The sequence below is a fragment of the Clostridium chrysemydis genome (genome assembly GCF_015234215.1).
Lineage (GTDB): Bacteria > Bacillota > Clostridia > Clostridiales > Clostridiaceae > Clostridium > Clostridium chrysemydis.
Window position 1 is genome coordinate 872,908 of sequence record NZ_JADEKP010000001.1, and the last position, 13,389, is coordinate 886,296.

The 13,389-nt window shown below is 28.1% G+C and carries 15 protein-coding genes; 14 read left to right on the forward strand and 1 reads right to left on the reverse strand.

Annotation, left to right across the window (positions count from 1 at the left end):
• The first annotated feature begins 56 nt into the window (after positions 1 to 56).
• The 7 genes from mltG to sigK all read left to right on the forward strand — a co-directional run bounded on the left by mltG (position 57) and on the right by sigK (position 6,901).
• Positions 57 to 1,073, forward strand: coding sequence for an endolytic transglycosylase MltG (gene mltG, locus INR60_RS04300; protein ID WP_194190242.1), 1,017 nt, complete (start codon positions 57 to 59; stop codon positions 1,071 to 1,073).
• A 15-nt stretch (positions 1,074 to 1,088) separates the two neighbouring features.
• On the forward strand, positions 1,089 to 1,733 hold the full coding sequence (locus tag INR60_RS04305) for an O-methyltransferase (RefSeq protein ID WP_194190243.1): 645 nt from the start codon (positions 1,089 to 1,091) through the stop codon (positions 1,731 to 1,733).
• Between the two features lie 3 nt (positions 1,734 to 1,736).
• Complete coding sequence (locus INR60_RS04310; RefSeq protein ID WP_194190244.1) at positions 1,737 to 2,981, forward strand: peptidase U32 family protein; 1,245 nt, start codon at positions 1,737 to 1,739, stop codon at positions 2,979 to 2,981.
• Between the two features lie 12 nt (positions 2,982 to 2,993).
• A complete protein-coding gene (gene udk, locus INR60_RS04315; protein WP_194190245.1) occupies positions 2,994 to 3,611 on the forward strand; it encodes a uridine kinase in 618 nt (205 codons plus the stop codon).
• Between the two features lie 212 nt (positions 3,612 to 3,823).
• Positions 3,824 to 5,248 (forward strand): penicillin-binding transpeptidase domain-containing protein, encoded by a 1,425-nt coding sequence (locus tag INR60_RS04320; RefSeq protein ID WP_238480412.1) that lies wholly within the window; start codon positions 3,824 to 3,826, stop codon positions 5,246 to 5,248.
• 108 nt (positions 5,249 to 5,356) lie between these two features.
• The gene (locus INR60_RS04325) at positions 5,357 to 6,115 is read left to right on the forward strand and encodes a hypothetical protein (RefSeq protein ID WP_194190247.1); all 759 of its coding nucleotides are present in this window, start codon (positions 5,357 to 5,359) and stop codon (positions 6,113 to 6,115) included.
• Between the two features lie 84 nt (positions 6,116 to 6,199).
• Complete coding sequence (sigK, locus tag INR60_RS04330) at positions 6,200 to 6,901, forward strand: RNA polymerase sporulation sigma factor SigK (protein ID WP_194190248.1); 702 nt, start codon at positions 6,200 to 6,202, stop codon at positions 6,899 to 6,901.
• A 55-nt stretch (positions 6,902 to 6,956) separates the two neighbouring features.
• On the opposite strand, the gene INR60_RS04335 is transcribed toward sigK, so the two are convergent.
• On the reverse strand, positions 6,957 to 7,442 hold the full coding sequence (locus tag INR60_RS04335) for a hypothetical protein (RefSeq protein WP_194190249.1): 486 nt from the start codon (positions 7,440 to 7,442) through the stop codon (positions 6,957 to 6,959).
• Between the two features lie 224 nt (positions 7,443 to 7,666).
• On the opposite strand from INR60_RS04335, the gene INR60_RS04340 reads away from it, so the two are divergent.
• The 7 genes from INR60_RS04340 (at position 7,667) to ftsZ (ending at position 13,214) form a co-directional block, all read left to right on the forward strand.
• Positions 7,667 to 8,257 (forward strand): HD domain-containing protein, encoded by a 591-nt coding sequence (locus tag INR60_RS04340; RefSeq protein ID WP_194190250.1) that lies wholly within the window; start codon positions 7,667 to 7,669, stop codon positions 8,255 to 8,257.
• 130 nt (positions 8,258 to 8,387) lie between these two features.
• Positions 8,388 to 8,561, forward strand: coding sequence for a hypothetical protein (locus INR60_RS04345; RefSeq protein WP_194190251.1), 174 nt, complete (start codon positions 8,388 to 8,390; stop codon positions 8,559 to 8,561).
• 53 nt (positions 8,562 to 8,614) lie between these two features.
• Positions 8,615 to 8,797, forward strand: coding sequence for a hypothetical protein (locus tag INR60_RS04350; RefSeq protein ID WP_194190252.1), 183 nt, complete (start codon positions 8,615 to 8,617; stop codon positions 8,795 to 8,797).
• A 219-nt stretch (positions 8,798 to 9,016) separates the two neighbouring features.
• A complete protein-coding gene (locus INR60_RS04355; protein ID WP_194190253.1) occupies positions 9,017 to 9,433 on the forward strand; it encodes a universal stress protein in 417 nt (138 codons plus the stop codon).
• A gap of 149 nt (positions 9,434 to 9,582) precedes the next feature.
• A complete protein-coding gene (locus tag INR60_RS04360) occupies positions 9,583 to 10,638 on the forward strand; it encodes a type IV pilus twitching motility protein PilT (RefSeq protein ID WP_194190254.1) in 1,056 nt (351 codons plus the stop codon).
• 136 nt (positions 10,639 to 10,774) lie between these two features.
• The gene (locus INR60_RS04365; protein WP_194190255.1) at positions 10,775 to 12,061 is read left to right on the forward strand and encodes a cell division FtsA domain-containing protein; all 1,287 of its coding nucleotides are present in this window, start codon (positions 10,775 to 10,777) and stop codon (positions 12,059 to 12,061) included.
• Positions 12,062 to 12,074: 13 nt separating this feature from the next.
• Positions 12,075 to 13,214, forward strand: coding sequence for a cell division protein FtsZ (gene ftsZ / locus INR60_RS04370; protein WP_194190256.1), 1,140 nt, complete (start codon positions 12,075 to 12,077; stop codon positions 13,212 to 13,214).
• Positions 13,215 to 13,389: the final 175 nt, after the last annotated feature.

Below are 13,389 nucleotides of genomic sequence, written 5' to 3' on the forward strand. Positions count from 1 at the left end.
TAATTAAGTAAATAGCCTGCTATAGGCTATTTACTTTTGTATATAGGGGGTATTTTATGAAGAGAACCAAGAAAAAAATTATTGGCGCTTTATGTATTGCAGCAATAGTTGTGATAGGTGGAGTAGTATATACTTATAGTAAAAATACTAATAACCCAATAAAATCTTCAGAGACTTCAGTCACTATAGATGTAAATAAAGGAGAGGCTTTTTATACACTATTAGATAGGCTCAAGAATGAAGGAATTTTAAGAAGTGAATTTATGACAAAACTATACTTAAAAATAAATGGTATTTCACCAAAAGTTATACCAGGTACATATACAATAGATAGTGATACATCTTTAAAAGAACTTCTTACAAGACTTCAAACAGAGGATAATTTGAAGGTAACAATTCCAGAAGGATATGATATTTCTGAAATTGGAAATAAGCTTCAAGAGGCTGGTTTATTCACTAAGGATGACTTTATAAAAGCTGTTGAAAATTATAAATTACCTTCATTTATTAAAGAAGTGCCAGGTAGACGTTACCAATTAGAAGGGTATCTTTTCCCAGATACCTATGCAATCCCTAAAGGATCAAGTCCAGATTACGTAATTCAAACTATGTTAAAAAGATTTGAAAAAGAAATAGAATCTTTAGAAAAGCAATACAGTGTTAAATTAAATGCTGAAGAGATAGATGAATTAGTAACAAAAGCTTCAATAATTGAGAATGAAGCAAGGGTTGATAAAGAACGTCCTATCATAGCATCAGTAATTAATAATAGATTAAAAACAAATATGCCGCTTCAAATTGATGCAACTGTAATTTATGCATTAGGAAAGCATGTAGATGTAGTAACATACAAAGATTTAAAAGTAGATTCAAAGTATAATACTTATAAAAACAAAGGACTACCGATAGGGCCTATTTCAAACCCTGGGAATAAATCTTTAGAAGCTGCTTTAAAGCCTGCAAGTACAGATTATCTATATTATATATTAGTACCAGGTACTAACGAGCATAAATTTACAAAAAGCGGTAATGAATTTAATGAGTTTAGAAAGAAATATGGATACGATGATTAATAATTGGAGGTAAAAATGAGTGGTATAACTTATGATTACATGGAAGAATATCTTAGAGGGTTAATTGGAGAAACAACTGGAAAACTTAAAGCAGTTGAAGACTTTGCTATAGAGAACAAAGTTCCAATAATCCAAAAAGAAGGTGCAAAATTCCTAGAGTTTATGGTTAGTATGAAAAAACCATTAAGAATTCTAGAATTAGGTACGGCAATAGGGTATTCTGCTATACTAATGTATGATGCAGCAGGAACTAATCCTCACATTACTACAATAGAGAGAAGCAAAGAAATGATAGACCTAGCAAAGGTAAATATCGAAAAATTTGGATTGAATGATAATATTATCATAAAAGAAGGAGACTGTCTAGAGATATTAGAAAGTTTAGATGAACCTTATGATTTAATATTTATGGATGCTGGAAAAGGTCATTACAATCATTTTCTTCCACATTGTTTAAGATTACTAAAAAATGATGGAATTATAATTGCTGATAATGTATTATTTAGAGGAATGGTTGCATCACAAGAGTTAGTAAAAAGAAGAAAAATTACTATTGTAAAAAGGATGAGAACATATCTTGAGATGGTATCAAATGATGAAAGATTAATAACCTCAGTCATACCTATGGGTGATGGTATAGCTATAACTAAGAGGAGGTAATTTATGTTTAAACCAGAAATTCTAGCACCAGCTGGGAATTTAGAAAAATTAAAAATAGCAATAGATTTTGGAGCAGACGCTGTTTATATAGGTGGAAATAGATTAAATCTAAGAGCATTTGCAGGTAACTTTACTAATGAAGAAATCATAGAAGGAGTAAAGTACTGTCACGATAGAGGAAAAAAACTATATGTAACTATGAATGTTTTTCCTAGAAATTATGATTTAGATGGAGCAGGAGAATACGTTAAGGGATTAGAAGACTTAGGAGTCGATGCATTAATTGTTGGAGATCCAGGTCTTATTGCAGTAATTAAAGAGGTTTCTCCAAATTTAGAAATTCATTTAAGTACTCAAGCTAACACAGTTAACTGGAAAACAGCCAAATTTTGGTATGACTTAGGTGTAAAAAGAATAGTTTTAGCTAGAGAGATGAGCTTTAATGAAATTCATGGCTTTAGAGATAACTTGCCTAAAGAATGTGAAATAGAAGCATTTGTACATGGTTCTATGTGTATGGCTTATTCAGGAAGATGTTTAATTTCAAATTACATATTAGGAAGAGATTCAAATAAAGGAATATGCGCTAATGTATGTAGATATAAATATTATTTAGTTGAAGAAACTAGACCTAATGAATTCTTCCCTGTATTTGAGGATGAAAAAGGAACTTACATAATGAATTCTAAGGACTTATGTATGATAAAGCACATTCCAGAACTTGTTAAAGCTGGTATACACTCATTCAAAATAGAAGGAAGAATGAAAAGTGAATTCTATGTAGCTTCAGTTGTTAAAGCTTATAGAGAAGCTTTAGATAGCTATTTTGAAGATCCAGAAAACTATGAATTTAAAGAAGAGTGGATGACTACAGTATTAAAAACTAGTCATAGACCTTTCCACACAGGTTTCTATTTTGGAAAATCTGGAGAACAAACATATGAACATTCATCATATGTAAGAGATTATGATATTGTAGGGATTGTTAAGTCTTATGATAAAGACAGTAAAATTGCTACTATCGTACAGAAAAATAGAGTGTTTGAAGGGGATAAGGTTGATGTTTTAAGAGCTAAAACTCCTAATTTTTCAATAACTTTAGAAAATATGTATGATGTTGATAAAAATAAAGAAACAGATGTAGCAAATAGAGCACATATGATTTTCACAGTTAAAAGTGATATAGAATTAAAAGAAAATGATATGCTAGTAAAAGCAAAAGAAACATTATCATTAGAAGATAATTAAGGAGGAACTTTTATGAAAAAACCTATACTTATTGGAATTACTGGGGGAACAGGATCAGGGAAAAGTACAATTGCTCACGAAATATTTAATAGCTTCAACGAAGATTGCATAGCAATGGTTGAGCAAGATGCTTATTATAAAGATCAAAGTCATTTAACAATGGAAGATAGGGTTAAAACTAACTATGATCATCCTAAAGCTTTTGATACTGAACTATTAGTTCAGCACTTAAATACTCTTGCAAAGGGAGAAGCTATTGAAAAACCAATTTATGATTTTGCAAGTCACAACAGAGCAAAAGAAACAGTTACTGTTGAACCTAAAGAAATTATAATTGTCGAAGGTATTATGGTTTTAGAAGATCAAAGTTTAAGAGATCTTCTTGATATAAAAGTTTACGTTGATACAGATGCAGATGTAAGAATTATAAGAAGAATGGTTAGAGATATAAATGAAAGAGGAAGAACGGTTGAATCAGTAATAGATCAATATCTTTCAGTCGTAAGACCAATGCATATGCAATTTATAGAACCAACTAAAAGATATGCAGATATTATTGTACCAGAAGGCGGACAAAACAAAGTTGCTATCGATATAATGGTTTCTAAAATAAAAGATATATTAAAGTAGTGAATAAAGCACCTCTTTATAGGCAATAATTGCCTATAGGAGGTGTTTTTTTGAAGATAAAATTAAGTAGAGAAAAACAAATTTTTAGTGTATTTATATTGATATTTAGTTTGCTGTCTGTTAGGCTATATTTTCTGCAAGTTAAACCTGTCGAGAAGGTAACGGCGCAATATAAAAATCATCAAACAGAAAATATTAGTGATATAAATTATATGGTATTAGACTCTAAAGGGAAAGATTTATTTAAATATAATAAAGAATATGTACTAGTTATAGATGCAAAACCTTTTAGTCTTAATAATTACGAAGAAACCTTAGAAGATCTCATGGCTTTAAATTTCATAATGAAAGGTGAAAATATAGATTTTAACTACACAGATGTTATGAAAAACAAAGGTAAATTGTATTACAAAATATCAGAAAGCACTTTCAATAAAATAAAAAGGCTAAATAATATAAAAGGTATATATACTTATGTTTATGATAAGGTTGATAAAAAAGAGGCTTGGTCTACAAGCGGAATGTTATCAAATATAGGACAGAATAAATCAGTGAAAGACTCTTTTGAAGATAAATTATATAATGAGCTTAAAAATAACGAATCACCTAAGAAAAATTTCTATTTAGATGATTCAGCAGTATATAATCATGAAGAGGTAGATATAAAAAAAGAAAATAAAAATTTAAAACTAACAATAGATAAGGAACTAGATGATAAAGTTAGAAATGTTTTATCAAAAGAAGAATTTTCAAAATATAAAAATGTAGGGGTTATATTATTAGAATCAAATACAGGAAAAATTAGGTCTATGGTTCAAAAGGATGAGAGTTATGCAAATATCAACTTAGGAATCGAAGGTCAAGGCTTTGAACCAGGTTCAATATTTAAGTTAGTAACTTATGCAACTGCTTTGGAAAAAGCTATATTAAGCCCGCAAAACACATATGTTTGTACGGGTGCAGTTTGTAAGAGCGCTCACGGCAGACTTACAGTAAATGATGCACTTACAATATCATGTAATGATATTTTTGGGATAATAGGTAACGAGATAGGTTATCAAAGTATGGTAGATTATTGCAAAAGACTTGGTTTGTATGATAGAGTATTAAATTTACAAACTGAAAATAAAAATGAAACTTTAGGTGTTATGCCAAAAGAAGATGATGGTATGAATAATTTTGCAATCGGGCAGTGTATGACGGTATCTCCACTACAGATAATAGGTGCAGTTAATGCCGTAATTAATAATGGAATATATGTTAAACCATACTTAGTATCTGAAATAATTGATTCTAATGAAAAAACTCTTAAAGAATTTAAAACAACATCAGAGAAAATTTTTAGTAAAACTACTAGTGAAATAGTTAGAGATGGTATGAAAGATGTAGTAAAAAAAGGTACTGGTGTTCAAGCTAAAATAGAAGGAATCGAGATAGGTGGAAAAACAGGTTCAAGTACAAGTAGTGATTATACAACCCATTCTTGGTTTTTAGGGACATTTAATATTAATGGAAGTACTCATACTATGTTAGTATTTATTCCAAATTTAAAAAGTGAAAAAGGTGAGGAAGTAGGAGGAGGAAATACAGCAGCGCCAATATTTAGAGAGATAGTAAAAGAAATAAATAAAAAATGATGCTAAAATTTTAGCATCATTTTTTACGTTTATTTTATTATTAAGACATTTTAGGTTTATTTTAAAGTGATAATATAAAATTATTACGGAAATGATGGGGGAGATTTTATGGATAATATAAGGAATGGGGTTTTGATTTTAACTGGTTTCGGAACAATTTTAAGTTTGAGTATAAAGTGGGCAAATAATTTAATATTAGAGTCTGTAAGGTCAAAATTAAGAGTTGTACCTTGTAGACAAAGTACTTTTGATACGATCTTAAAAGTAATGATATGTATATTGCCAATTACAATGTTTTTTGTAATTATCAATAGTGTTTTTAGGGAAAAATACAATTTTAAAAACTATAGTTTCTTACAATTAGTTTTCTTATCTATTATTGTATTTGCAACAATTGTAGAGATAGCAATAGCACAAGATAAAATATTTAAGATTAAAAAGATATATATAGACAAACTTCTATATAATAAATTCGATGATTTAAGTAATAGTGATAAAAAAATAATAAAAACTGGTATAGTTTTTTCAGCACTTTCAGGAAGTATATCAACTATATATACAATAATTGGAATTGCTTATTATATAAGTGATTTTAAAATTACGGAGAATGTTTTTATTTCGCTTGGAATATCTTCTATATTAGCAGTTTTTAATATGCTCTTATTTATAATTTTTATAAGTACATATACAATATTAAAAGACTTATATAAAGAAGGAATGTACACAATAATTTTAAGACAAGGTAATTATAATATTATATGTCCTTTATTTTTAGATATAGATGATTATTATGTATTTAACGAAAATGGAAGGGTTAGATATGTAAAGCAAAGTGAAGTTACTGAGATAATATTAAGCAAGAAATAAATCTTTTAAATCAATTTTACTCTTTTAAGAAAGTTTTAAACATTACTATCATAAAATAATATTAGCAATTATAGGAGGAGTAAAGTGATAGTTTTATCAAACTTTATAGAATTATTGTGTAATACTGTATTTTTGACAGGATATATATCAAGTAACAATACATTCCCAACCCCTCTAGATGAAAAAGAAGAAGAAATGTATTTAAGAAAGTTAAAAGAGGGGGATAAAAAAGCAAAAAGCATTTTGATTGAAAGAAATTTAAGACTAGTTGCACATATAGTTAAAAAGTACTCGTTTCCTAACAAAGATGTAGATGAATTAATATCTATAGGCACAGTGGGTTTAATAAAAGCTATAGATTCCTTTAATGTTGATAAAGGTACAAGACTAGCAACGTATGCATCTAGATGCATAGAAAATGAAATTCTGATGCTATTTAGAAACAATAAAAAACAAAAAGGTGAAGTATATCTACAAGACCCAATTGGAGTTGATAAAGAAGGTAATGAAATATGTTTAATAGATGTATTAAGTAGTGATAAAGATTCTGTATTAGAAAAGGTTGAGAGTAATCTCGAAATAAAAGCACTATACGAAAAAATGGGGGAGATACTTACAAAAAGAGAACACGATATTTTAATAATGAGGTATGGTTTAAGAGACGGAAAGTGCAAAACTCAAAGAGAAATTGCAACTCAATTAGATATATCTAGATCCTATGTTTCTCGCATAGAAAAGAAAGCCTTAAAAAAGTTACAGAAAGTACTATATAGTAAAAAAATATAATAAACATATAAAGGATTCTAAATTTAGAATCCTTTTTTTGTATACTATTTATAAATTATTTACAGTTAAGTTTTAAAATAAATCGAATGTTATGGCTTTCATCCCAAAAGGAGTCTACTATATATCCATATATTCCGGGCTCTTTAGGTGTTGTAAATGTATTGTTTGAAAGTTTGACTTCTTGATTATTTTCGTTTGAAAGGGACTTTTGATTGATTAAATAAACTTTAAATAGCTTAATATCTTTATCATAAGATAAATTTAGCTTAATTTTGGTATTAACAGAAATGTTATGTTCATTAATTCCAGCTAATTTCTCTGAATCATAAGTTCCTAAATCAAAGCTATTTCCACCTTTTCCGTTAGATGAATCAAACCAATTACCACCATTTGTATCTGCACTAAATTTGATATTATCATTTTGCGCACTAACTTCGAGAGTGGGGGGAGTATGTGGAAAATTAGACCTAAAAGATAAAAATATTAAGAAAATAGATATTACTGAGATAAAGACAATAATTAGAACAGAATATTTTTTCATAAGCACCTCCTAATATTACATATTATAGCATATTATTAAAATTATATAATAATATGGAGATATAAAGGCGGATTTCAGTATGGTTTTAAAATTGTAAATTAGCTAGTTAAAAAATATAGTATTTATATTCTGCATTAAATAGTATAATTAACTTATACTTATTTTTTGGAGGAATTATGGATAAAAGTTTAAAAATAGAAATTATATAGATTGCTAAAAGGGAATTGAAGGATAATGATAAATCACATGATATATATCACGCTTTAAGAGTTTTAAAGAATGCTGAATTAATTGCAAAAACGGAAAATTGTGATTTAGATATATTAATACCTGCGGCTATATTTCACGATGTGATTTGTTATCCTAAAAATTCTAAAAAATCTAAATTATCTTCAATCGAAAGTGCAAATAGAGCTGTAGAAATTCTTAAAAGCATAGATAGTTATCCTAAAGAAAAATTAGTGTTTGTATATGATGCAATCAAGGAGTGTTCTTTTAGAGGTAAAATAAAAGGAAAATCAATAGAGTCTAAAATTTTACAAGATTCAGATAGACTAGAGGCAACAGGAACAATAGCAATTATGAGAACATTTGCTTCAGCTGGAAGTATGGATAGTTACCTTTATAATTTTGAAGATCCTTTTTGTGAGAATAGGGAGCCAGATAGTTTGAATTATGCATTAGATTTATTTTTTAATAGATTATTAATAGTAAAGGATAAAATGAACACTCAAACTGCAAAAAATATTGCAGATAAAAGGAGTGGTGTCTTAAATGAATTTATAAATTCATTTAAAGAAGAAATTGTTTACTAAATTAAGAATTAGTAAACAATATATAATAGAGATTATACTTATAAATTAATAATTAACTATTAGTTTAAAACGAGTTTTTAGTTCTATGATGTAATATAATTTATTTAAGAAGTTAAAGGAGTGAATTATAATGAATGATAGTATAATTTATTATAAAAGTATGATTAACTCATTAGAAAATGATACTACAAAAAAGGAACATTTACTTGTTAAAGAAGCTGTTAGTTTAGGGTTTACTGTAGAAAATAGCATTTATTATTTTAAATCTTTTAAAAATAACATTAGACTTTATGTGTTTTCTTAAAAAAATTAATAGAAATAAAAAATATACAAAGTGATAATGTAGAAGAGATTGAAGTGAATTTCTACGACTTAAAAAAAATAACTAATGTTAATTATAGAAAAGATAGATTTTATTTTAGAAGACTAAATTTTACCATAGGAGATAGAGTTTTTCAATTTGTGCCTTTAGAGGATTATGAAGAATTCAAAGAAACTTATTCATCTATGCTAAAAAGTTTTGTTTGCAAAATTATATAATTAGAAAAACTAAGATATATTTATTTGAATATCGTATATGAGGAGATTAATTTAAATTTGTATTTATAGTTTATTCTATTAACAATTACAAAATAGAAAAAATTATATATAAAAGATTAATAATTCAAAACTATATTGTAAAAATGAGATATAGTGTGGTAAAATAAAGTCAAACTTTACATATTATTATTTGAGAGTTATAAAGGGAGGCGGATTTATATGAGTAACAAAAAAATCTTAGTGCCTGTTGATGCAACGCAAGAAAGTTTAATATCAATTAATCACTTAAAGAAAAATTATAAGTCTGATGAAGTTGAAGTTATACTACTTTACGTAGGAGAGGCAGCATTTGTTAATGGGATGTATGTTCCTTTAAAAGTTACAGACAATAAAAAAATGGGTAAAAATATTCTAAAAAGAGCATCTGATCTTTTAGAAGGTTATGATGTAAAAGAAGAATTATTATTTGGTAAAGCAGGAGACGAAATTTTAGTATGTGCAGATAAATATGAAGTTGATGAGATTATTATGGCTAAAAATACTAAAAAGAAGTTTACTCTAATTGTAGGATCAGTAACAGCTCATGTTGCTAGAAAAACAAATTGTGTTCTTACAATTGTTCCTGAACAAAGATAGATATAATGGGACTGAGTAATTTAGCTCAGTCTTTATTTTATACATAAGATAAAAATATAATAACTTAAAAAGAGGAATTTAGTAAAAAAACTAGAATATTTTGTATGTAGGTTATTAAAAATGGACGAAAGATTGATGGAGGTTAGAAAATGTATATTTTAGACGAATTATTAGCTAAAACTGTTGAATTAGGGGCTTCGGATTTGCATTTAACAGTTGGAATTCCGCCTACAGTAAGACTAAACGGTAAATTGATGCCTTTAGGTGATGAGAAATTAACTCAACCTATTATAGAAGGATTTGCTGAAGATATACTTGGGAAAAAATTTGAAGAATACAATCAAATTGGAGAAGCAGATACATCATACTCAAAAAAAGGTGTAGGAAGATTTAGGGTAAATGTTTTTAAACAAAGAAATAGTGATGCTATAGCACTTAGAGTTATATCATTAAAAGTTCCAACTTTAGATCAGCTAAAACACCCAAATATAGTAAAGGAATTAGTTACTAAACAAAGAGGTTTAGTTCTAGTTACGGGACCTACAGGGAGTGGTAAAAGTACAACTTTAGCGGCTATGATAAATGAAATTAATACAACAAGAAATGCTCATATAATTACTTTAGAAGATCCTATTGAATATTTACATAAGCATAAAAATTGTATTATTAATCAAAGAGAGATTGGTAAAGATAGTAAAAGTTATGCAAATGCATTAAGAGCAATCTTAAGAGAAGATCCAGATGTAATACTTGTTGGAGAGATGAGAGACTTAGAAACTATTTCTATAGCTATAACTGCTGCTGAAACGGGGCATCTTGTATTTTCAACACTTCATACAATTGGAGCTGCAAAAACAATAGATAGAATAATAGACGTATTTCCACCTCACCAACAGCAACAAATAAAAGTTCAATTAGCATCTGTACTTCAAGGGATAATATCTCAACAACTAGTACCTACGGCTGATGGAAAAGGAAGAGCTGCTGCACTTGAAACTATGGTAATTACGCCTGGAATTCAAAACCAAATAAGAGAGGGAAAGACTCATCAGATAGAATCTGCTATACAAACAGGTAGTAAATATGGAATGAAAACTATGGATATGTCTTTAGCTGAACTTTATAGAAATGGTGTTATTACATCTGATATAGCTGCTAGCTATGCAGTAGATAAAGAAATTCTAAAAAGACTTATGATGATGTAGTTTACTTAAAGCACACAAGTGATATAATATTATTTGTGTGTTTTTTTTATTATCATAAGAAAAATAAAAGGATTTTGAAGAAATATGTTGAATACATAAAATAGAGACTACACTGACAGAGGAGGGAAGACTTTAAATGCAAGAATTCTTAATTACAGCAGTTGATATAGGAACAAAAAATATTTCAGCATCTTGTGGAGAATACAAAAATGGAGAAGAAGTTGAGATAATAGGAAGTTCTTGTGTTGAATCTGCTGGAATCGAAAGAGGCAAATTAATCGATAAAGAAAAGTGTAAAGTACAGTTTTTAAATGCACTAAAAAAACTAGAGGAAGAAAATCATGTTGATATAAGTAGTGTTTATGTTGGTATTTCTGCAAATAATTATAGATTTGAAGAAGTAAGTAACAATATCAATGTTGAAGGAATTATATCAAAAGATAACATAATAGATGTAATAAAAAAATGTAAAAGGAATATTAACATTGAAAAACATGAACGTATTTGTGATATAATTATAAATTATTACAAAGTAGATGATAAAATAACTTATAATATTCCAGAAGGATTACAGTGCTATAAACTTGAAGTTAACATAACTATTTCTATTATGGATAGAAAAGTTATAGAGAATTACAAATATCTTTGTGAAGATACAAAGTATTATATAGAAGACTTTATAGTTAATGGACCTTCATTAAAAAACATATTTTTAAATGGGAACAGAAGAGGCACAAAATTCATAATTGGAATGGGTGCAGCTCTTACTGAAGTAGTAAAATTCCAAAATGGTAAAGTTACAAGCGTTATAGATATTCCTCTAGGTGGAGATGATATCACTAGTGATATTTCTATTTGTGCAAACCTAAAAAAAGAAGATGCAGAAGAATTAAAATGCCAAAATAGCAAAAATCTTTCTCAGTTTGAAGTTTGCAAAAATGAAGAAAAAGAATTAAAGGTTAATAGTGGATCAATACATAAGGAATTATTTTACAAAGTTTGTAACGCAAGAATTGAAGAAATTCTTAAATATGTTAAAAATGAGTTAAAAAAGGCTAGTCATTTTACGGAAAGTTGTAGTATAATTTTATATGGAGAATCTTTAACTAATTTTGATAAAGCCCAAGTGTTAGTTAGAGAAATTATTGGAACAAATGCTCAAATCATAACAAAAGATGATTTTGGTATGGATAATTTCAACGACTTAACATCTTTAGCAATTGTTAAAGAAATTCACGATAAAGTCGAATTATTATATAAAAATTCTTCAGAGGTTATTGAGGAATTTAAAAAAATAGAATCAAATTATCAATCTAATGAAGAAGTAATTGATAATAAAGAAGTAGTAATTGAAGTAGAAGAGAAAGAAAGTAAAAAGAGTATTGTTGGGAAATTAAGAAGTTTTCTAGGGGATATTTTCTAAAGGAGGAGTAATTTTGTTAGATTTTGAAGTTGATATGCAAGAATTAACTAATATAAAAGTAATCGGTTGTGGAGGAGCAGGAAGCAATGCAGTAAACCGAATGATAGTAGAAGGATTAAAAAACGTTGAGTTTATTGCTATAAATACTGATAAGCAAGCTTTAATGCTTTCACATGCCAATCAAAAAATTCAAATTGGAGAAAAGCTTACTAAAGGACTTGGCGCTGGAGCAAATCCTGAAATAGGTCAAAAGGCTGCAGAAGAGAGTAGAGAAGAGATTACAGCGGCTATTAAAGGCGCAAATATGGTCTTTATAACAGCTGGAATGGGTGGAGGAACAGGAACAGGTTCTGCACCAGTAGTTGCAGAAATTGCAAAATCATTAGATATTCTTACTGTCGGAGTAGTTACAAAACCTTTCCCATTTGAAGGAAAAAGAAGAATGAGACATGCCGAAATGGGTATAGCAAATCTTAAAGCAGCTGTTGACACATTAGTAATAATACCAAACGAAAGATTATTATTAATGGCAGATAAAAAGACAACACTTTTAGATTCATTTAAATTAGCAGATGATGTATTAAGACAAGGTGTACAAGCTATATCAGACCTTATTACTATACCAGGTGTTGTTAATGCAGACTTTGCTGACATAAAAGCTGTTATGTTAGATAAAGGATTAGCACATATGGGTGTTGGTCACGGTACAGGAGATAATAGAGCGGCTGATGCTGTAAGAGAAGCTATTTCTTCACCATTATTAGAAACATCTATTGAAGGAGCTACAGGAGTTATATTAAACTTTACCGGTGGTGCAGACCTTGGAGCATTAGAAGTTTATGAAGCAGCTGATGTAGTAAGAGAATCAGTAGATGCAGATGCAAATATAATTTTTGGTGCTGTAATTGATGAGAACTTAAATGATGAAATAAGAATCACTGTAATTGCAACAGGGTTTGAAGAAGATATGATTTTACAAGACAAACCTCAGGTGGTTATTAAAAAGCCTGTTGAAACTAAAAAAGTAGTTGAAAATGTTGTAGAGGAAGTAGTTGAAGAAGTAGCAACAACTACAACTGAAAATGAAGAAAAATCTTCATATAATGATGAGGATTTATCAATTCCAACATTCTTAAGAAGAAGAAAAAATTAAATTGAGATAAAAGTAAAAAAAAGTGGTTTTTACCACTTTTTTTTATTTTTATTTTGATAATTTTCTCCAAATTATATTAATATATAATTATTTCATGTTTATATATTTGAATATAAATTTATTTATTGTAAAAAATATTGGGAAATATAGCTCTTTACTCTAAAATAAACTTCAA